Below are 21,326 nucleotides of genomic sequence, written 5' to 3' on the forward strand. Positions count from 1 at the left end.
CGTTCCTTGTAACGAGGATCTCCCGCCTCGCAAATTCTGGCCCGCTTGGGCGTTGGACAGGCTTCCTACATTGCTGCGCTTCGGACTCAGAAGAGCAGGATGATCCCGGTTGTCGAGTCGGCGATATACACGATCTTTCCTAAATTGATCTCGATCCGCAATAAATAGTTGGGATTGCAAACTAAATGAAGTTTGTGTGGAAATGAGTGGCATTTGTATGGAATTTTGTCGCGTCTCCGGAAACCCGTTCGCGCGCTTCTCCCTTGGAGCTATTGGCGCGCCGGCGCGTGTCGCATTCCTGGGCCGCGATTTAGATTGAGCTGCTGCAGCGTTTGCGCAGCAAGTGCGAAAAAATGCCAGAACCCCGGTCTGCGTCAACCCTCTTAAAAGCGCAAACGTTCTACAATGAGTGTTGTTTTCCGACCCGAGTTTTCATGCGTAATTCTTCCCGTACTCGTTTCTCTCGCGCGATTGCTGCAACCGCTGCTTTGATCGCTGCCTTTTCCATGGGCACCGCTGCCCGTGCCAACAATGTGATCGTGTTGAATTCCGGGGAGGCTACGCTGAGCATCATCGACGAAGCGACTCGCCAGGTTGTATCCACGATCCCGACTGGCAAGGAACCGCATCACCTCATGGCGACGCCCGACAATTCGTCATTAATTGTCGCGAACTCGGTGTCGAACAACCTGATGTTCATTGACCCGAAGACGGGCAAGCTGCAGCGCTGGGTAGAAAACATCGAGGACCCGTACCAGATTGGCTTCTCGCCGGACAAAAAATGGCTTGTGTCCACAGGCTTGCGACTCGATCGGCTCGATATCTACCGGTATGACGGCAGCAATATTTCGATCGCAAAGCGGATTCCGCTGGCGGTCATGCCAAGCCATATCGCGTTCACAAACGACAGCAAGACAGCATTCATTTCGCTGCAGGTGTCGGGCGAGGTCGCGGCCATCGATCTGGCCACACAGACGGTGAAATGGAAAATGAAGGTCGGCAAGGTGCCGGCTGGCCTCTGGATGACGCCCAACGACCAATACCTGTTGGTCGGCATAACCGGCGCGGACTACGTTGCGGTCGTTGACTGGCGTAATCAGAAGGTCATCAAGACGATCAAGACGGGCAATGGTGCGCACAATTTCCGTTCGCTGGCCGACGGCAAGCACGTGTTGGTGTCGAACCGGGTCGCGAGCACGATCAGCATCATCGATCAGGATTCGCTAACGAACGTCGGCGACATCACGGGATTGCTGCCAGGCCCCGACGATATGGAGCTTTCCGCCGACAAACGTTATCTTTGGGTGACGTTCCGGTTCGCAAAACGTGTTGGGGTCATTGACCTGAACGACCGGAAACTGGTCCAGACAATAGCCGTGGGTCGTTCTCCTCACGGGATCTACTTCTTTAATCGAGCTCCGGTGACCGGCCCGAACGGCGGTTGAGACTGTTGGCCGAATGACCAGTTGAATTGAAGGGCTGCTGAACCGCGTCCAGCCGCATTGAGCCGTATAGCAGCGAAGACGGGGTAGGGCACCCGGTAAAAGTAACGGAGCACCATGTTTCATTCCATCTTCTCCATGTTCGACAATGTCGTTTCGACCATGCAGACGCTGCTGTACATCAACGTGGTGCAGCCGTTCCTGTTCAAAGCCGATCTGATGGGTTACGACGAAGACACGTTTGACGCGCTCTATTGGGTGATCGTGGGTGTGCTTGAAGTTCTCGTCATGTATGTCATCCTGCGGCCGCTCGAAGCGTTGCGGCCCGCCGAGAAATGGCAGGACCGCAAAGGCGTGCGCGTTGACGCGCTCTATACGTGGATCGTCAAGCTGGGCATCCTGAATCTGTTCTTTTTCTTCACTTTCCAGCCGTTCTTCGACAGCTTCCAGAGCTGGTTGCGGCTTCACGATATCTCCAATATCCAGCTCGACAACCTGTGGCCGGGCGTGACGTCCCAGCCAATCGTTGCGTTTCTTATCTATCTGGTGGTGCTTGATTTCGTCGGCTATTGGTATCACCGGCTGGAGCACAGAATCGGCATCTGGTGGGAATTGCACGCGGTGCATCACAGTCAGCAAAAGATGTCGTTGTGGTCGGACGACAGAAACCATCTGCTCGACAACGTCATGCAAGCAGGGGTTTTTGCTACCGTAGCGCTGGTGATCGGTGTGCAGCCGTCGCAGTTCGTGGTGCTGGTCGCGATCACTAACCTGATGCAAAGCGTCCAGCACGCAAATATCCGTGTGCACTTCGGCTGGCTAGGCGAGCGCCTGCTCGTCAGTCCAGCGTTCCATAGGCGGCATCACGCGATTGGTTACGGCCACGAGGGCACCACATACGGATGCAACTTTGGCGTGCTGCTTCCATGGTGGGACATGCTGTTCAGGAGCGTGTCGTGGAATCGCGAGCTCGAGCCGACTGGCATCCGTGATCAACTGGCTGTGGGCGATGTGCCCGGGCGTGATTACGGCGATGGTTTTGTCTCGCAGCACTGGCTTGCGTTCAAACGGATAGCGGAACGGCTCGCGTCGCATCGGGCAACTCGAGTTCCAGGCTCGGATTCGACCGCTGTCTGAGCGGCCCCGGTGAGGGGCCTTTCGGGGCGCAACGGGCGCACTTGCTTGGGCTTGGCGCTCTTGGGCAATTCAATCCAAGTCGCCGGCCTCGGCCGGCGACTTTGTTTTCTGCTGCAGCGTTAGCCATCTGGACGAGCAGCGCGGCATGCGCTCTCTGGTTTATCCTGTCTCTTTCCCCTTAAGACACCCCTTTGCATGAATGACTTGCTGCGTTCGTTCGTGCGCGCACTCGCGAACGCGTTTCATCCGAGAATGCTGTGGCTGACCTTCATGCCTTTCGCCGTGGCGACAGTGGCGTGGGGCGCGCTCCTATGGTTTTTCTGGCAGACGCTGACGGGCGCCGCGCGTGACTGGCTTGATGGCTGGGCGTTGACGTCGGCAATGTACCGGCTGTTCGATTCCATCGGATTTTCGTCGCTACACGCGGTGATTGCACCGTTTTTTATAGTAATCATGGCGATTCCACTGATCGTCGTAACAATCCTGTTGCTGATCGCGACGCTTTCCATGCCTGCCGTGATCAAGCTGCTGACACGGCGCCAATACGCCGCGCTGGAAATGCGACACGGCGGTTCCTGGTATGGGAGTCTTGGACATTCAGTCATTACAACCGTGGTGTGCCTGGTGCTGCTGGTCGTCACGCTTCCGCTATGGTTGATCCCGCCATTTTTCGCGATCATTCCGCCCGTGTTGTGGGGTTGGCTGACTTATCGCGTGATGACATATGACGCGCTCGCGTTGCATGCAAGCGCGCAGGAGCGGCGGGCGATTGTGCGGCGCGCGCGCTGGCCGCTGTTTGGGATAGGCGTGATCAGCGGTTTGCTCGGGTCTCTTCCGACAATGCTGTGGGCGTGGTCGGTCTGGCTGCTGCCATTGTTTCCGGTCGTGGCGGCGGCGACCATCTGGATCTATGCGTTCATCCTCGTTTTTTCGGCACTTTGGTTTGCCCACTACTGCTTGCACGCACTCGAGCGTCTGCGAATAGAAACCGCTGCGGCTTCGCCTCCACTGAGCGGTCCCGCAGCGCCGCCCGAATTCCGAATTTCCGGCTAATTTTCACGATCAAGGAGCATTCATGGGCTTTGGCATGATCATCATTGGCGATGAGATTTTGTCCGGTCGCAGGACCGACAAGCATCTGCCGAAAGTTATCGAATTGTTGTCGGCGCGCGGGTTGTCGCTCGACTGGGCGGAATACATTGGCGATGACCGCGAACGCATCACGGCTACGCTCAAGCGTGGCTTTGCGTCTGGTGACATAGTGTTTTCCACGGGTGGAATTGGCGCGACGCCCGACGATCACACGCGGCAATGCGCCGCCGCAGCGCTAGGCGTACCGCTCGAACTGCACCCAGAAGCAGCCGAGCTGATCCGCGCGCGTATCCGGGAGACGGCGGGCGACAAGCCGGTGGATCTCGAATTGCCGGAAAACCTGCATCGGCTGAACATGGGTACGTTTCCGAAGGGCGCGAGCATTATTCCGAACAGCTACAACCGGATTCCCGGCTTCTCTGTCGGAAACATCCATTTCGTGCCCGGCTTCCCTGTCATGGCGTGGCCAATGATTGAATGGGTGCTGGACACGAAATATGCGGATCTGCATCACGCGAAGCCTTATGTAGAGCGATCGGTGCTGGTCTTTGGGTTGCCGGAATCGCGTATCACACCACTGATGGAAGCGATCGAACGCGATTTCGCCGGGGTGCGCGTCTTTAGCCTGCCAAGCGTCGGCGACGCGACGCGCGGGGAGGTCTTCGGGCGCGCTCACATCGACCTCGGTGTCAAAGGCGAGCCGGAAGTGGCAAACGCGGCGTTCGCCCGCTTGCGTGAGGGTGTGGCCGCGTTAGGCGGCGAGATAGTGGAGATTGAACCAGGCGCAGCGACCTGAGCCGCGACGAACCCGACCAATCAACAGAGGCTTTATGCACCAATCCAGGGCAGGCCCCGAAAGCACCAACCGGAAACGGTTTTGCGGTGGCCTTGTCCGTCTTTGTCGCCCTCGAACCCCTCGAGCAGATCGAAGGCTTTTGTGAAACCTTCCTTTTGAGCCAGGACCGCTGCCAGTTTCGAACGGGCTGCACTGCGGCAGAGGAACAGGACGGGTGTGTCGGGCGTGGCCACTTCGCGCAACTGCTGCATAAACGCCGTGTTTGGAACGGAACCGGGATACTGAATCCATTCGATGTGCGAATACTGCACGGTATCAATGGCCGGCCGGCCGACCCAGTCGAGCTCGGCGCGCGTGCGCACGTCGACGAGGCGAACTGAGGAGTCGAGTTGCAGAAGCTCGAACGCCTCGGCGGGCAAAATGGCGCCCGCGTACGGCAACTGGTTTTGATCGGCGCGTTGCGTCGCTTGGGCGTACAACTGCTCGAGAGTGCTCATGGACAAGGTCTCCAATCGGACATTTTAATCAGGCATTCTAGCTTGCTGTCCGCGCTTCAATGACGCCCGGCCGACGAATACGGCAGTACGCATCGGACCGGTGCGAAGCGTTTGAATTGCCCCGAATCAGTGCTAACGTTACGGGTCTTAGTTTTGTGTGCACCGAATGTGTGCGTGACTACGCGATTTTGATCGAGTAAGCCCCTTGAACGGTAATGGTGCTTCCCCGAAAAAGCGCGCAGCTTCAACTGCTTAGCGCAACAATGGTGCACTTGGCATGGAAGCTGCTTTTGACTCTGCCGATGGTTTCGAATCGGTTAGACGGCGAATTAGTGTTCGTCGACTTTTGTTAATCAGGAGATAGGTAATGAGCAAATCCGTGGCCGACGTCATGCAACTCGTCAAGGACGAGGACGTCAAGTTTGTCGACTTCCGTTTCACCGACACGCGCGGTAAAGAGCAACACGTTTCGGTGCCGGTCTCGGCATTCGACGAAGACAAATTTGAAAGCGGCCACGCTTTCGACGGTTCGTCTATCGCCGGATGGAAAGGCATCGAGGCATCGGACATGCTGTTGATGCCGGATGCGGATACCGCGTTTATCGATCCGTTCTACGAAGAGTCGACGCTCGTGATGTCCTGCGACGTGGTGGAGCCGGCAGATGGCAAGGGCTATGAACGCGATCCGCGCTCGCTCGCGAAGCGCGCAGAAGCGTATTTGAAGAGCTCGGGCCTGGGCGACACGGCTTTCTTCGGTCCAGAGCCGGAATTCTTCATTTTCGACTCGGTGCGCTGGAGCGCGGACCAGTCGGGCTGCTTCGTCAAGGTCGGTTCGGAAGAAGCACCGTGGTCGTCGTCGATGGAATTCGAAGGCGGCAACACAGGTCACCGTCCGGGCACGAAGGGCGGTTACTTCCCGGTTGCTCCGGTCGACACGTTCCAGGACATCCGTTCGGAAATGTGCCTGTTGCTCGAGCAGATCGGCATTCCGGTTGAAGTGCACCACCACGAGGTGGCGGGCCAGGGCCAGAACGAAATCGGCACGAAGTTCTCGACGCTGGTTCAGCGCGCCGACTGGACGCAGCAACTGAAGTACATCGTCCAGAACGTGGCGCACACGTATGGCAAGACGGCGACGTTCATGCCGAAGCCGATCGTTGGCGACAACGGTTCGGGCATGCACGTTCACCAGTCGATCTGGAAGGACGGCAAGAACCTGTTCGCTGGTGACGGTTATGCAGGCCTGTCGGAATTCGCGCTGTTCTACATCGGCGGCATCATCAAGCATGCTCGCGCGCTGAACGCGATCACGAACCCGTCGACGAACTCGTACAAGCGTCTCGTGCCGCACTTCGAAGCACCGGTCAAGCTGGCTTACTCTGCGAAGAACCGTTCGGCTTCGATCCGCATTCCGCACGTGTCGAACCCGAAGGGCCGCCGTATCGAAACGCGTTTCCCGGATCCGATGGCGAACCCGTACCTGTGCTTCTCGGCGCTGATGATGGCCGGCCTGGACGGCGTGCAAAACAAGATCCACCCGGGCGAAGCAGCGGACAAGAACCTGTACGACCTGCCGCCGGAAGAGGATGCAAAGATCCCGACCGTGTGTGCTGGCCTCGACGAAGCGCTGGACGCGCTCAACGCTGATCGTGGGTTCCTGACGGTCGGCGGCGTGTTCACCGATTCCATGCTCGACGCGTATATCGAACTGAAGACGAATGAACTGCAGCGCTATCGCCAGGCTGTGCATCCGATCGAGTTCGAAATGTACTACTCGCTGTAAGCGCGTTGCATGGCGCACGTGCTTCTTCGTTCGCTGTCTTGCGGAGAAGTGCGTCGCGTGACGCGAAGCAGGAGTGTCGAATGATCGAAAAAGGGACGGCGTGCCGTCCCTTTTTTTAATCTCCGGCGCTTCTCCTGACAAGTTTCAAGACGGGGTCTCACTGCACGATGGTTCTCAAGAATCTCATCAAGGCGAGAAAGAGTCCTCCCGACAATTCGTTGTCCGACGACGCTGCGCTCGTCGCTACACATTTGCTGCCGGGCATGGAAGCGCTGCCCACGGTCGTGCTTGTACTGGACAAGCTGACCCTCAAGATCGCGTTTGCGAATCCGTCGGCGGAAGCCATGCTCGAGCGCTCGCGCAAGCAACTGGCTCAAACCTCATGGCCCGAACTGTTCGCCAATGCGGACGAACTGGTGACGACCATTGCGTCGATTGCCGATCACCGTTTCAACGCAACGCATCTCGACGCCGTGCTCGAACGTCCCGGCCGCGAGCCGCTGCATGTTCACGCGATTGTCGCGTATCTGGAAGTCGCACCAAATTACGTACTGCTCGAACTATTTGAGAACGAGCGGCATTTGAAGACCGACCGCGAAGAGCGTATTCACGATCTGACGGCGGTGAACAAGCAACTGATTCGCAACCTCGCGCATGAAATCAAGAATCCGCTTGGCGGCATTCGAGGCGCAGCGCAACTACTCGAGTTCGAGCTGGGCGCGCGTGAACGCGACGAGTTACGCGAATACACGCAGGTGATCATCAAGGAATCGGATCGTCTGCAAACGCTGGTCGACCGCTTGCTCGAGCCGCACCGGCATCCGCATATTGTTGGCGACGTGAATATTCACGAAGTCTGCGAGCGCGTGCGCGCCGTGATTCTCGCGGAGTTTCCGCGTGGCCTCACGCTCGATCGCGATTACGACGTGAGCGTGCCCGACTTGCGCGGCGACAAAGAGCAGCTTATCCAGGCGTTGCTCAACATCGTGCGCAACGCGGCGGAAGCGCTGCGTGAACGCATTTCACAAGGCGATGCGCGTATAGAGTTGCGTACGCGTATTGCTCGCAAAGTGACTATTGGCAAGCGCCTGCACAAACTGGCACTGGACTTGCATATCACTGACAACGGTCCCGGCATCCCGGAAGAGATACGCGACCGGATTTTCTATCCGCTTGTGTCCGGGCGGGAAGATGGGAGTGGACTGGGCCTCACGCTCGCGCAGACTTTCGTGCAACAGCACGATGGGTTGATCGAGGTGGATAGCAAGCCGGGTTGCACCGAGTTCACCATCTTGTTGCCGTTCGAAGGCTGACTGGACACCGATGAAGGATCGAAGCACCGAAGCATGGAGTCAAGCATCGATCACGAGGGTTCATCGACATTTTAAAAGCGCTAGTGCGCCTGACCGTTTCGACGGGCTTATACCGAACCACACGAAGACATCTCGCCGAACTATATGAAGCCGATCTGGATAGTAGACGACGACCAATCCATCCGCTGGGTGCTTGAAAAAGCGCTCGCAAGAGAGAACTTCGCTACGCGCAGTTTTTCCGGCGTCCGGGACGCGCTCACAGCGCTCGAACAGGAAAGCCCGCAAGTGCTTGTGTCCGACATCCGCATGCCGGGAGGTTCGGGACTCGAATTGTTGCAAACTGTGCGCGACAAGCTGCCCGGTTTGCCGGTCATCATCATGACGGCGTTCTCCGATCTCGACAGCGCCGTGGCCGCGTTCCAGGGTGGTGCGTTCGAATACCTGGCAAAGCCGTTCGATGTCGACAAGGCGGTTGAGCTGATTCGCCGTGCTGTTGATGAAAGCATGCGTGGCGAAGCGGCCTACGACAACAGCGTCACCGAAACGCCCGAAATGCTTGGCCAGGCGCCAGCGATGCAGGACATGTTTCGTGCGATCGGCCGTTTGTCACATTCCGCCGCCACTGTGCTCATCACGGGAGAATCGGGCACCGGAAAGGAGCTTGTCGCGCGTGCGCTGCACCGACATAGCCCGCGCGCAAACGGACCGTTCATCGCGTTGAACACCGCCGCGATCCCGAAGGATTTGCTTGAGTCCGAGCTGTTCGGTCACGAGCGTGGCGCGTTCACGGGCGCGCAGGCGATGCGGCAGGGGCGGTTCGAGCAAGCTGAAAACGGTACGTTGTTCCTCGATGAAATCGGCGATATGCCGTTCGATCTGCAGACGCGTCTGTTGCGTGTGTTATCCGATGGGCAGTTTTATCGCGTGGGGGGCCACAACCCATTGAAGGCGAACGTTCGGGTGATCGCGGCGACTCACCAGAATCTCGAATCTCGCGTGCGGCAGGGCTTGTTCCGTGAGGACTTGTATCACCGGCTGAACGTGATTCGCTTGCGCTTGCCCGCGCTGCGCGAGCGTAGTGAAGACATTCCGTTGCTCACGCGGCATTTCCTGCAGAAAAGCGCGCGTGATCTGGGTGTCGAGCCGAAGCGGGTATCGGAAGATGCACTTGGGTTTTTGGCATCGCTGCCATTTCCTGGGAATGTTCGACAACTCGAAAACCTGTGTAACTGGCTTACCGTGATGGCGCCGGCGCAGACGATCGAGCAAAAGGATTTGCCGCCGGATCTCACGCCGACTCAGGAATACGCCGGTGAGAGCACTGCGTTAACAGCGTCGGCGGCGGAAAATAGCGGTGGGTCGAACGCGGGCCTATCTGGCGGCGTCAGCGGTTTGCCGGCTTCGCTTGGTACGCCGCCTGGCGGCGTTCCCGCGAGCGTGTGGGAAAACGGCTTGCGGACCGAGGTCGCGCGGTTGCTGCGCGAGAATACTGCCGATGTCATGGACGAACTAGCGCGCCGCTTTGAAGCTGCGGTGATTCGCGAGGCGCTCGACTTTACTCGCGGCCGGAAGGTGGAAGCGGCCGAGCGGCTGGGAATCGGCCGCAATACGATCACGCGCAAGATTCAGGAGTTGCACCTGGACGCTTGATGCGGCTGGTAGTGGACGGCGTCTGGCGACGCCCTCGTTGCGGTTTTTCAGATGTGGTTTATAGACGCGGCTTGGTGACGACCTGCAAGCCTTCACGCATCAAGTTTCAAGCGAGGCACAACGCAATCGCCTGCGTGCCTTGACTGGCTTCGCTTTAATCCGCCGCGGCCAACTACTCAGCTAATCGTCGCGATCACCGGCGCGTGATCGGACGGCTGTTCCCACTTTCTCGGCACTTTGTCCACTTCACACGCTGTGCATCGAGCGGCGAGTTCAGCCGTGACCAGAATGTGATCGATGCGCAGCCCCGCGTTGCGACGGAACCCGAGCATCCGATAGTCCCACCACGTGTACAGCTTCTCGGGCTGCTCGAAGATGCGGAAGGTGTCGGTAAGTCCCAATTCGATTAACTGCACGAAGTGCGCGCGTTCTTCGGGCGACACAAGGTTCTGGCCTTCCCAGGCTTTTGGGTCGTGAACGTCGCGGTCTTCCGGCGCGATGTTGTAGTCGCCCAGCAGCGCAAGTTGCGGATACGTTTTCATCTCGCCTTCGATCCAGTCCCGCAGCGCTTCGAGCCAACGCATCTTGTAGGCGAACTTCTCCGTGCCGGGCGCCTGGCCGTTCGGGAAATACGCCGAGACGATTCGCACGCCTTCGACGGTCGCGGCAATCACGCGTTGCTGCGGGTCCTCGAACGCGGGAATGTTGCGTACGATCGTGGTTTCGTCGACCGTCAGGCTGTCGCGTACCAGAATGCCGACGCCGTTATAGGTCTTCTGACCGGCAAACCAGCTTTTGTAGCCGACAGCGGCAAGTTCGGCGACGGGGAATTTGTCGTCCGTTAGCTTGAGTTCTTGCAAGCACAACACGTCGACGCCGCTCGTTGCCAGCCAGTCGATCACATGCTGTTGGCGGACCTTGAGTGAGTTGACGTTCCAGGTGGCAATTTTCATTTGATTGGTGCGGAGATTGACTCTCGTCAGTGATGAGCTGTAGGCGTAAACATAAGCCGTCAGTTGGTCTTTCAGCCTTATAGGCCATAGGCCCGATTGATTGACGCGTGGGCGCAGTTTACCTGAGCCATGGGCCATAAGCCCTCAAGGCAAAGGGCTTCAGTGATGTACTGGCACGGCGACGAGTTTTACCCCCAACGCAGCGGCAACTTTCTGGATGGTCTCAAAGCGGGGTTTCGCGCCTTCCGCGAGCGATTTGTACAGGCTTTCGCGTTGCACACCTGCGTCGGAGGCGACTTTTGACATGCCGCGTGCTTTCACGATATCTGCAAGAGCCGATAGCAGAATGTCGGAATCGCCCGAAGCAAGCGCCTCGTTCAGATATGCCGCGATGGCCTCTTCGCTATCGAGATAGTCGGATGCGTCGAAAGCCGAAATGTGAGTTGAGTTCATTTTCGTTCCTGTCTGATTCGCTGCCACATGGCCTTCGCTCGGGCGATATCCGATATCTGCCCTCGCTTGCTTCCCCCGGCCAACAGCAGATAAACGGTCGAGCCGTCGCGCACGTAGTACACGCGATAGCCCGCACCTGTGTGAATCCGCATTTCCCACACGCTGCTGCCGACGTCGTGACAATCGCCGAAATTTCCCAACGCGGCGCGTTTAATCCGAATCAAGATGGCGGCTCTTGCTAACACATCAGTCACGCCCAACAGCCAAACCGAAAAGTCGTGCGTTTGATTGATTGTGTTCGTCATGCGTGTGGATCCCAGATAACGTAAAGTGGGATGCCTTGATGAAATGTATCCTATTGGATACGAAAATTCAAGGCATCGATCGAATTCAGTGATGAGATTTTTGGTCGCTCGAAAACCAGCATTGGAGTGACTTGAACCCGGTGACACACGCCATGCATCGGGCGAGTGGAGTTGTCACTGTGATCGGTCGCGCGAGCTTCCTGCAGTCGACCGAATGGCTAACGTGGCCAGCGCCTTGAAAATCGTGCTTTCTGTCCCGCTACAATCATCGAAACACTTGGCAAAAGGACAACTCCATGGACCTGATCATTCGACGTGCAACGCTTGCGGATTCCCGCGATCTGGTGGATATCGGGATAGAACACGGCCGCTTTGCTGCGATCGAGCCGCAACTCGCCGCCACCGCGCCGGAGGAAATCGATGCGGCAGGTTCTCTCGTCACCGCGCCGTTCGTCGATGCGCATTTCCATATGGACGCCACGCTGTCCTACGGGTTGCCACGTGTGAATGCGTCGGGAACGCTACTCGAAGGGATCGCGTTATGGGGCGAGCTGAAGCCAGAGTTAACACAGGAAGCACTGGTCGACCGGGCGATGCAGTATTGCGACTGGGCCGTCGCGCGCGGCCTGCTTGCGATTCGCTCACATGTGGACGTCTGCGATCCACGTCTGCTCGCCGTGGAAGCGCTGCTTGAAGTAAAGCGTCGCGTGAAGCCGTATCTGGACTTGCAACTCGTTGCGTTCCCGCAGGACGGCGTCTTGCGCAGTAAGGGCGCGTTCGAGAACCTGAAGCGAGCGATATCAATGGGCGTGGATGTGGTCGGTGGAATTCCGCATTTCGAACGCACAATGGCCGACGGCGCCGAGTCCGTGCGCCTTCTGTGTGAGTTCGCGGCGCAGAAGGGGCTGCGCGTAGACATGCATTGCGATGAGTCAGATGACCCGATGTCGCGTCATATCGAAACATTGGCGGCGCAGACGCATCGGCTGGGGCTGCAGGGGCGGGTTACGGGTTCGCACCTTACGTCGATGCATTCCATGGACAACTATTACGTGAGCAAGCTGATCCCGTTGATCCGCGATTCCGGCGTAGCCGCGATCGCGAATCCGCTGATCAACATCACGCTCCAGGGCCGCGCCGATACCTACCCCAAGCGCCGAGGCATGACGCGGGTGCCGGAGTTGATGGCAGCGGGCGTAGACGTAGCGTTTGGCCACGACTGCGTGTTGGACCCGTGGTACAGCCTGGGCTCGGGCGACATGCTGGAAGTGGCGCACATGGGTTTGCACGTCGCACAGATGACGGGCATTGACGCCATGCGCGCGGCCTTCGATGCAGTGACGACGACACCGGCGAAGATCCTGGGTATGGAAGGGTATGGGATTGCTGTGGGTAACAACGCGGATTGCGTGGTGCTGGACGCACGCGATCCTGTGGAAGCCATTCGATTGCGTGCAGCGCGTACGGCCGTTCTTCGTCGCGGCAAGGTAGTCAGCCGCGCGCCGGCGATGCGGGCGAAACTCAGCCTGGAAGGGAGGCCGGAGGAGGTGAATTTCCGGTTGAATCGGTAGAGAACTACAATCCAACGGCAAACGATCGTCTATGCAACTGACAGCCTTCGCCGGAGGTTGCAAAAGCCAAACCCGACGGCACTTGCAACTCGCCTGATTGACGCCGAACCGAACAGTTGCAGGGCGGACGACGTAACGGGTTACTGCCTGATGAAATACATCTCATTGACGGATGTGGGCATGTTCGAACCGCCATCATCCCAGTTGATGGCAAAAACACCTTTGGGGTAAGCGGCACTAGGGCCCATCAAGAACGCTGTTCCCGTGAAATTTTTGCCAGCATATGGGCAAGGGTTCGCACCTGGATTCAACCCTTGCGCCGCCGTTTCAAACTGGATGTCTGTCACGTCTATGGTATTAGTTTGCGGCGTCAAGTTGCCGCTCCACGTGCAGTTGTATCCGTAGCTACCACTAAAAGAGTTGCCAGCGATAACGATCTGCGTTGACGAGGTCATACCAAAAGTCCCGGCTAGCGATGAGACGGTTGGCTTAACCAAAATGGTGTTTAACGTCAGCGTAGAATCTGAAGCGGGGCTTGTGGCTCCCTGAACTTTCAGGGAATAGGCCTTGCCCCCTGAATTAAGGCTCAACGTGGCATTGCCCTGAACAAACGTTCCGGACGATGGAAGCCAGCCATTACCCGTGGCGCTGTTGGCATTCCCGGTCATTGGTACTGTTCCGAGGCCGAGCGTCAGTGCCTGGCCCGTGCCACTTCCATAAACGCGCATGAAGCCGGCCCGATTAATTGTGGCGATCACGCCGTTAGCGGCTAGCCCTGTCGACATAAGCACATTGTCCGCAATGGCAGGGCCCGGCGCGCTGGGCCCTGCATCGTTCCCGCCCCCTCCGCAGCCAGCAAGAATCACGCATGAAGTGGCGGCAAGTACGCAGAGATGTCTGTTGGTCATTTGGTTTGATTTAGATTCGTTATGTATCAAGCCCAGTCGCAACAGAACGGATGGTGAATCTGTTATGCGACGGGCAGGTCTGAGAAAGATCTTGTTGGTTGAGTGGTGGAGTGGAAATTGGCGGGTTAGCAACCACATCCTGCAAAACATCAGATGAAACTTATCACGTGAATCAGCCTGTGATTTATTTGCAATAATTTTTCACAGTCCTAAATGTTTTTTTAAATTTTTAGGAGGAAAAACGGCGAATGCGTGTATTCAAGATTTCAGTAAGCGATTTTTAGTATGTATAACTGATCGATTTAAGTTTGATCAATATGGATGGCATATTGTCATGGAGATGAGAGCAGACCGTGAGCACACCGGAGGTCTTCCGCGGCCGCCAGATACGACGATCGATTTGTCACGCGCTCGTCAAGGCCAGATAACGACGATGATAATCTGTTTCGACCGCACGGTAGCAGTGGGACCACCCGAGTTCGAGCGTGTGATCGTCGATCGACGAGATCAAGCCGCTTCGGATTCGTTGCCGCTAATCGAAACGAGTTGCCTGAAACGGACTGAAAAAAAAGCGGTTCCGATTTTCACCGGAACCGCCTTCCTCATCGTGCGTCAATCAATGCGCCGTCTCCGGCGACATGCCGTTATGCCGCAACAGCGCATCGATATTCGGTTCGCGGCCGCGGAATGCCTTGAACGAGTCCATCGCCGGCCGGCTGCCTCCTACTTCAAGAATCTCGCGCCGGTACCGAGTGCCCGTCGTTGCATCCAGCACCGAACCACCGCCAATCTTCGCGGCTTCTTCGAACGCCGCGTACGCATCCGCCGACAACACTTCCGCCCACTTGTAGCTGTAATACCCCGCGGCATACCCGCCCGCGAAAATGTGCGTGAACGTATTGGTCCAGCGGGAGAAGGGCGCTTGCGGCACGACGTGGAAACGCTCGTTGATCTCACGCGCGAAGTCGTTGACATTGGTGGCGCCGGCCGGATCGTAGTCGCTGTGCAGCTGGATATCGAACATGGAGAGCACGATCTGGCGCAACGTGCCCAGACCGCTCTGGAAGTTCTTCGCAGCAAGCATCTTGTCGAAAAGTTCGCGCGGCAGCGTGGCGCCCGTGTCCACGTGACCGGACATGTCGGTGAGGACGTCCCACTCCCAGCAGAAGTTCTCCATGAACTGCGAGGGCAATTCGACCGCGTCCCATTCCACGCCGTTGATACCCGATACCCCGAGTTCATCCACGCGCGTCAGCATGTGATGCAGACCGTGCCCGAATTCGTGGAACAGGGTGATGACTTCGTCGTGGGTAAAACACGCGGGCTTGCCGCCAACGGGCGCGGAGAAGTTGCATGTCAGATACGCGACGGGCGTTTGTACGCCGCCTTCACGGCGTTTGTGCCGCGAGCGGGCGTCGTCCATCCAGGCGCCGCCGCGTTTGCCTTCGCGCGCATACAGGTCCAGATAGAACTGCGCTACGAGCGTTCCGTCCTTGTTTTCAACGCGGAAAAAGCGCACTTCCGGATTCCATACAGCGGCTTCATCGCGCCGGATACTCACGCCAAACAGCGTTTCCGTGACCTTGAACAAACCCTTCAGCACGGCCTCTTGCGGGAAATACTGCTTCACTTCATTTTCCGAGAACGAATAACGCTGCTGGCGCAAGCGCTCGGCTGCAAAGGTCGAATCCCACGGTTGCAATTCCGGCATCCCGAGCTCGGTCGCGGCGAACGCACGCAATTCCATCCAGTCCTTTTCGCCGTGCGGACGTGCGCGTACGGCCAAGTCTTCGAGGAACGCGATCACCTGTGCGGGCGATTCGGCCATCTTCGGCGCAAGCGATACCTCAGCGAAGTTTTGATAGCCGAGCGCGTGGGCTTCTTCGGCACGCAGCTTCAACTGTTCGACGACATTCGCCGTGTTGTCCCATTCGGGCTTGCCGTTGCCGTAGTTCGCACCCAGTTCGGACGCGCGCGTCACATAGGCGCGATACATCGCTTCGCGCAATGGCCGATGTTCGGCGTACTGCATGACCGGGAAATACGATGGGAAATGCAGCGTGAACTTCCAGCCCTCACGGCCTTCTTTTTGCGCGGCTTCGCGTGCCGCTTCGATCACGTCTTCCGGCAAACCTGCGAGTTCGCTTTCCTTGGTCACGACATACGAAAACGCGTTCGTGGCATCGAGGACGTGATCGGAGAATGCCTTCGATAACGCCGCTTGTTCTTCTTGAACGCGTGCAAAACGGGGTTTTTTGTCTTCAGGCAATTCGGCGCCCGACAAACGAAACCCGCGCAACTCGTTGCTTAGCATTTTCTTCTGCTCGACTGAAAGCGATGCGTGTTCTTCGCTCCCCGCAATCGCTTTGTATTTCTCATAGAGCGCCAGATTCTGTCCTACGCTCGCGGAGAACTCCGTCACGCGCGGCAAATTCTCGGCATGGGCGGCACGCAGTTCGGGGGTATCGGCGACGGCGTTCAGGTGGCCGATCACGCCCCACGCACGCGACAGCCGCTCGCTCGCGCGTTCCACGCTTTCCACAATGTCCCGCCAGGTAGCCGGCGTCTCCGGCGCGCTGGCGTGATCGACGGCGGCTTTGGCATCGGCGAGCAGGACGTCGAGCGCTGGCGTCACGTGTTCCGGTTTGATGTCGCCGAAGCGGGGCAGGTCGGAGAAGTCGAGCAGGGGGTTGCCCTGAGCTGGATTCGCGGTATTCGATGGTGTCGAATTGGACATGACTCTCCCGGTCTCGGATAAAAATGGAACCAACGATGGATGTGAGGCCGCGCAAGTTAAAGCGCGCGATTTTCGACAGTTGGCAAAACACTATTGTGGGGACGCCTCCGCCGATTCTCAAATCGATTCTGGCTAAGGCGGCGATTTACCCTATCGGCGAGCGGGCCCTGCTTTTAAACGCGGCAATCCGACAATACGTCGGCCGGTGCATCCATCATGCATGTAAGCGCTGAACGGCGTTGGCCCCAGCGCTCAACGCTCAACGCTTTAATCCCGATCCTGCTGCATCGCGCGTTCTGCGGCTTCGATGGTATTCACCAGCAGCATGGTGATGGTCATCGGCCCAACGCCGCCCGGCACGGGAGTGATGAAACCGGCCACGTCCTTCACGCCCGCGAAATCCACGTCGCCGCAGAGTTTGCCGTTTTCGTCGCGATTCATGCCCACATCGATGACTGTTGCACCGGGTTTGACCATATCGGCGGTCAGGATGTTGCGCCGTCCCGTTGCGGCGACGACTACGTCCGCGTTGCGCGTTAGCGCGGCCAGGTCGCGCGTTTTGCTGTGCGTGATGGTGACCGTGGCGCCGGCTTCGAGCAGCAGCATGGCCATTGGCTTGCCGACGATGTTCGAGCGTCCGATCACGACTGCGTTGGCGCCTTCCAGCGGGATGCTATGCGCTTCGAACATCTTCATCACGCCGTAGGGCGTGCACGGACGAAACAGCGGTTTGCCGGTCATCAGCGCGCCGGCGTTTTCGACATTGAAACCATCTACGTCCTTGGCGGGAGCAATGGCTTCGATGACCTTGTGGCTATCGATATGTTTCGGTAACGGAAGTTGCACCAGGATGCCGTGCACATTCGGATCGTTGTTCAGGTCGTCGAGCCGGGCCAGCAACTCGCTTTCGGTGAGCGTGGACGGAAAACGATCGAATACGGAATGCAAGCCGTTGTCCTGACAGGCTTTTACCTTGTTGCGGACATAGACCTCGCTGGCCGGATTTTCGCCGACGAGAATGACTGCCAGGCCGGGTTGCTGGCCACGGGCGGTCAGGGCTGCGGCACGTGTGGCTACATCGGCGCGAAGAGTCTTGGAGAGGGCGTTGCCGTCGATGATTTGGGCAGTCATAGGAGGTCTGGGCGGAGGAAAATCCGCTGCTTTTCTTGAGGGCGCAGGGTCGCAGGGGGCCTAGTGCGCCAGTGCGGCGCGGCTTTGCGGTCGGGTGTCAATTATACCGGACGGCGATTTTTGCTGGCGCGGCCCGCAGGGCGTTGCCAGGGGGGGCGATGGCGTCCCGTGTTGTCAATATTTTCGGCGCTTTGTGTTGCTGGCCGGAAAGGGTGGTTTGGCTGCGGCCGAGCCAAAACCACTACCGCCGAGGGGAAGCCAAAAGCCGCCCCTCGGCGTACCCGCGAGAAGACCTGAAACCTTATTGAGCTTGCTGCGTCTGCGGCTTGTTGGAAAGTGCCAGCCTGAGCAAATCCGCAACCGTATTCACGGAGAGCTTCTCCATGATATTCGCGCGATGCGCTTCAACCGTCTTGATGCTGATCCCAAGGTCATCGGCGATCTGCTTGTTCAAACGCCCCGCGATGATCCGCTCCAGCACCTGATGCTCCCGCGCCGTGAGCTTACCCAGCCGCTCGGCCGCCGCACGCTGCTGCGCCACGCTCGAACTCTCGGTACGCGCCTTATCCAGCATGCGTTCAACCAGCTTGCGCAACTCGGCTTCATCGAACGGCTTTTCAATGAAATCCATCGCGCCTTTCTTCATGGTCGACACGGCCATTGGCACGTCGCCGTGACCCGTCACGAAGATGATCGGCAGCAGCGAATTCTCTGCGATCAGCCGTTCCTGCAATTCGAGACCGCTCATGCCCGACATCCGTACGTCCAGTATCAGACACGAGATCGCGCCGGAATGGGCGATCGGGAGGTACGCATCGAGGTACGCTTCAGCGCTCGCAAAGCACGAGACGCGGTAGCCATTGGCTTCAAGCAGCCAGCGCAAAGAATCACGCACGGCTTCATCGTCGTCGACGACAAAGACGGTTTCCTGAGTGGTGACTGTGCTCATAGCTCTCCCGTAACAGTTTGTTGTGTGGGTTGATGACTGAGAGCTTCCGGTCCGCTACTGCCCGGACCTTCGGCTTCTCCGATTGGCAAACTGCAATGGAATGTGGCGCCCGTCACGTTGCCGGAGGCATCGATATTGTTCACCACCCAAAGACGTCCGCGATGCGATTCAATGATCGATCGGCAAATGTTCAATCCCATGCCCATACCGTCGGACTTGGTGCTGTAGAAGGGTTCGAAAAGGCGCTCAGCGGTAGCTTCATCCACACCCGGCCCCTGGTCCACCACACTCACGCAGACAAACCCGCCGTCCACCCGCTGCACGATCACGCGGATCACTGGATCGACGGCGTTCGGCTTGGCATCGTGCATGGCTTCTGCCGCGTTTTTCAGCAAGTTCACAAGCACTTGCTCGATCAGCACCGGATCCACATGGATAACGGGCATACGCGAGCGAATTTCAGTGAGAATGCGAATCTTGCGTTTGCGCGCTTCAATTTCCGCAAGACCCACCGCATCGGCGACGATATCCGCCACGCGCGTAGGCTGGCGTTTCGGTTCGCTGCGCTTCACGAATTCGCGAATGCGCTTGATGATCATGCCTGCGCGCACCGCTTGCTGCGCGGTTTTTTCGAGCACGGGCAACAGCGCGTCCTGCGTCATGCGTCCCGATTTGACCAGCGCGACGCAACCCGAACAGTAATTATTGATCGCGGCCAAAGGCTGGTTCAATTCGTGCGCCAACGACGACGCCATTTCGCCCATTGTCATCAAACGGCTGGTGAACTGCAGCTTTTCTTCCTGCTGATCGGCGAGTTCTTGCGCCTGCTTGCGCGTGGTGATGTCGGTCGCAATTTGCATCTGCGCGAGATGGCCGTCCACCCACTGAATGTATTGGCGGCGCACTTCGAACCACTTCTGGATGCCCTCCACATACACTTCCTGCGCGTCCGAGGTGCTTTCGGTCAGCGCGGTGGCGGGGAGGCCGGCGTAGGTATCGACCATGTCGATGGAGTCCGACGACGTTTGCGCCGTATCGAAGCCCGCACCCGCGAGTTCGAGATGTCCGTCCGGACGAATTCCGAACAGGTGCCGATAGTAGCGATTCGCGAACAGCAGTTCGGCTTCGTCGGCGGCAAGTACGGAGACAGCCGCGTCGAGGCTTTCCAGCACCGTGGTGAATCGCTCATGCGCGGCGGCGAGATCTTCGCGGGCGCGGCGCGGCTCGGTAATGTCGGTCATGGACGACATCCAGCCGGTTTGCCGACCCGAACTATCGATAAGCGGCGAGACATAAAGCCGCGCGTGGAAGAACGAACCGTCCTTGCGGCGCACACGCAATTCGAAGCCGGACGAGGGCGCCTTGCCGCGCAAGGTCATGTCCAGTTGCCGCTGCATTTCCGGATACGCGTCTTTCGGCCAGTACGGAAAGGGCGCCACTTTGGACACCAGATCGCTCTCGTCCCAGCCAGTCATCCGGCAAAACGCGGGATTCACGTGCGTGATCCGGCCGTGCATGTCGAGCACGCGCATACCTATAAGCACTGAATTTTCCATCGCGCGGCGGAAAAACGCCTCGGCGTAAAGTGCTTGTTGTGCCTCAAAGCGTTGCCGCGTGTGTTTCCAGAGGCTCCACAAGCTCCACAACACAAAACAAGACAAGCCGGCGACCAGCCAGACGAGCGTGTTATTGGTGAAATTCGTAAGCTGCGGATACGAATAAACACGTACCGATACCCCCTGGCCCGGCGGATCGAGCGGCAGGTCGTAGAACATGTCGCGCGGCAGCCGCGGCCGGCTGGAGGTCGTGGCGAGCTCGCGATTGTTCAGGTCGGTAATGGAAATCTTGTACTTGGCGGAGAGTTCGCTGGGAATGTCGTGCTTGAGAATTCCCTCGATGGAAAACACCGCCGCAATGGATCCGAGGAACTCACGGTCGCGATAAACCGGTGTCTGCAACGTGATGTAGCCGTTGCCGAGATCGTCGTAGAGAAGCGGGGAGTAGACCTGGCGGCGGCTGGTGCGGGCTTCGTCGAATGCAGACTGAACGGCGTCGTCCATCTGCGCGTCGGTGGGCTTGGCAAGCCGCGAGCCGAGCACGGGCAGCGGCGTATTCGGCCAGCGCGGCTTGTGCTGCGCCGTGTACCAGTTCATGTAGAGGATCTCGGGATGCCCCTGCATGATGTCGCCGGTGGAACTCTGGAACGACTGCGGGTCCCCGTGGCCAGACGCGATGTCACGGGCCAACGCCTGGATCTGCTCCTGCGCGCCCGTCATGGAAAGCCTTATTTGCTGCTGCGCCCACGCCACGTTACGGTAGAGCGTGTCTTCCTGCTGTTGCTGCTCGCGCCGGTTGAGACTCCACAAGATCAAGCTCATCACGACCAGGAAGACCAGGATCGAAATCAGTGGGGTCAGCAAATACGAGTTTGACCACCACGGTCCGTGGTGCCAGCGGGTCGGCGCCGAGTCGTTGGGTAAGCCCCGCGATCGCGCCGAGCGTGCGAAAAGCCGTTCGGTCAACATGCGCGCAATTGTAACGCAGCGCCACACTGTTAAATGGCGTAAAAAGACGTGAAACGTCCCGCAATTGATCGCAAGGACACCAAC

The 21,326-nt window shown here is 58.3% G+C and carries 17 protein-coding genes; 8 read left to right on the forward strand and 9 right to left on the reverse strand.

The window, feature by feature from the left end; translation table 11 throughout:
* Positions 1–434 precede the first annotated feature (434 nt).
* From SBC1_RS05670 to SBC1_RS05685, 4 genes are all read left to right on the forward strand, one after another.
* Positions 435–1,445 (forward strand): beta-propeller fold lactonase family protein, encoded by a 1,011-nt coding sequence (locus SBC1_RS05670; protein WP_165088385.1) that lies wholly within the window; start codon positions 435–437, stop codon positions 1,443–1,445.
* Positions 1,446–1,559: 114 nt separating this feature from the next.
* Complete coding sequence (locus SBC1_RS05675; protein WP_165088389.1) at positions 1,560–2,579, forward strand: sterol desaturase family protein; 1,020 nt, start codon at positions 1,560–1,562, stop codon at positions 2,577–2,579.
* Positions 2,580–2,774: 195 nt separating this feature from the next.
* Positions 2,775–3,632, forward strand: coding sequence for an EI24 domain-containing protein (locus tag SBC1_RS05680; protein ID WP_165088394.1), 858 nt, complete (start codon positions 2,775–2,777; stop codon positions 3,630–3,632).
* A gap of 22 nt (positions 3,633–3,654) precedes the next feature.
* Positions 3,655–4,467 (forward strand): molybdopterin-binding protein, encoded by an 813-nt coding sequence (locus SBC1_RS05685; RefSeq protein WP_165088399.1) that lies wholly within the window; start codon positions 3,655–3,657, stop codon positions 4,465–4,467.
* 32 nt (positions 4,468–4,499) lie between these two features.
* Here the strand turns inward: SBC1_RS05685 and SBC1_RS05690 are convergent, their stop codons facing one another.
* Positions 4,500–4,964, reverse strand: a complete 465-nt coding sequence (locus tag SBC1_RS05690; protein ID WP_165088404.1) for a rhodanese-like domain-containing protein — start codon at positions 4,962–4,964, stop codon at positions 4,500–4,502.
* A 367-nt stretch (positions 4,965–5,331) separates the two neighbouring features.
* On the opposite strand from SBC1_RS05690, the gene glnA reads away from it, so the two are divergent.
* The 3 genes from glnA (at position 5,332) to ntrC (ending at position 9,710) form a co-directional block, all read left to right on the forward strand.
* On the forward strand, positions 5,332–6,747 hold the full coding sequence (glnA, locus tag SBC1_RS05695; RefSeq protein ID WP_165088406.1) for a type I glutamate--ammonia ligase: 1,416 nt from the start codon (positions 5,332–5,334) through the stop codon (positions 6,745–6,747).
* A 167-nt stretch (positions 6,748–6,914) separates the two neighbouring features.
* Positions 6,915–8,060, forward strand: a complete 1,146-nt coding sequence (glnL, locus tag SBC1_RS05700) for a nitrogen regulation protein NR(II) (RefSeq protein WP_165088410.1) — start codon at positions 6,915–6,917, stop codon at positions 8,058–8,060.
* A 144-nt stretch (positions 8,061–8,204) separates the two neighbouring features.
* On the forward strand, positions 8,205–9,710 hold the full coding sequence (ntrC, locus tag SBC1_RS05705) for a nitrogen regulation protein NR(I) (protein WP_165088414.1): 1,506 nt from the start codon (positions 8,205–8,207) through the stop codon (positions 9,708–9,710).
* A 176-nt stretch (positions 9,711–9,886) separates the two neighbouring features.
* Here the strand turns inward: ntrC and xth are convergent, their stop codons facing one another.
* The 3 genes from xth to SBC1_RS05720 all read right to left on the reverse strand — a co-directional run bounded on the left by xth (position 9,887) and on the right by SBC1_RS05720 (position 11,421).
* Complete coding sequence (gene xth, locus SBC1_RS05710) at positions 9,887–10,663, reverse strand: exodeoxyribonuclease III (RefSeq protein WP_165088417.1); 777 nt, start codon at positions 10,661–10,663, stop codon at positions 9,887–9,889.
* Between the two features lie 159 nt (positions 10,664–10,822).
* Positions 10,823–11,116, reverse strand: coding sequence for an addiction module antidote protein (locus SBC1_RS05715; RefSeq protein ID WP_165088420.1), 294 nt, complete (start codon positions 11,114–11,116; stop codon positions 10,823–10,825).
* The gene (locus tag SBC1_RS05720) at positions 11,113–11,421 is read right to left on the reverse strand and encodes a type II toxin-antitoxin system RelE/ParE family toxin (RefSeq protein WP_165088423.1); all 309 of its coding nucleotides are present in this window, start codon (positions 11,419–11,421) and stop codon (positions 11,113–11,115) included. The genes SBC1_RS05715 and SBC1_RS05720 overlap by 4 nt, the downstream gene beginning before the upstream one ends.
* A gap of 296 nt (positions 11,422–11,717) precedes the next feature.
* On the opposite strand from SBC1_RS05720, the gene SBC1_RS05725 reads away from it, so the two are divergent.
* Entirely contained in the window at positions 11,718–12,992 is a 1,275-nt protein-coding gene (locus SBC1_RS05725) for an amidohydrolase family protein (protein ID WP_165088428.1), read from the forward strand.
* A gap of 140 nt (positions 12,993–13,132) precedes the next feature.
* Here SBC1_RS05725 and SBC1_RS05730 read toward each other — a convergent pair whose 3' ends face one another.
* From SBC1_RS05730 to fixL, 5 genes are all read right to left on the reverse strand, one after another.
* Positions 13,133–13,750, reverse strand: coding sequence for a hypothetical protein (locus SBC1_RS05730; RefSeq protein ID WP_165088431.1), 618 nt, complete (start codon positions 13,748–13,750; stop codon positions 13,133–13,135).
* 766 nt (positions 13,751–14,516) lie between these two features.
* A complete protein-coding gene (locus SBC1_RS05735; RefSeq protein WP_165088434.1) occupies positions 14,517–16,637 on the reverse strand; it encodes a M3 family metallopeptidase in 2,121 nt (706 codons plus the stop codon).
* 267 nt (positions 16,638–16,904) lie between these two features.
* Positions 16,905–17,768, reverse strand: a complete 864-nt coding sequence (gene folD / locus SBC1_RS05740; protein ID WP_165088437.1) for a bifunctional methylenetetrahydrofolate dehydrogenase/methenyltetrahydrofolate cyclohydrolase FolD — start codon at positions 17,766–17,768, stop codon at positions 16,905–16,907.
* A 301-nt stretch (positions 17,769–18,069) separates the two neighbouring features.
* Positions 18,070–18,717, reverse strand: coding sequence for an oxygen response regulator transcription factor FixJ (fixJ, locus tag SBC1_RS05745; protein WP_165088441.1), 648 nt, complete (start codon positions 18,715–18,717; stop codon positions 18,070–18,072).
* Entirely contained in the window at positions 18,714–21,242 is a 2,529-nt protein-coding gene (gene fixL / locus SBC1_RS05750) for an oxygen sensor histidine kinase FixL (protein WP_165088444.1), read from the reverse strand. The genes fixJ and fixL overlap by 4 nt, the downstream gene beginning before the upstream one ends.
* Positions 21,243–21,326: the final 84 nt, after the last annotated feature.

It is taken from the genome of Caballeronia sp. SBC1, assembly GCF_011493005.1.
Classification (GTDB): Bacteria; Pseudomonadota; Gammaproteobacteria; order Burkholderiales; family Burkholderiaceae; genus Caballeronia.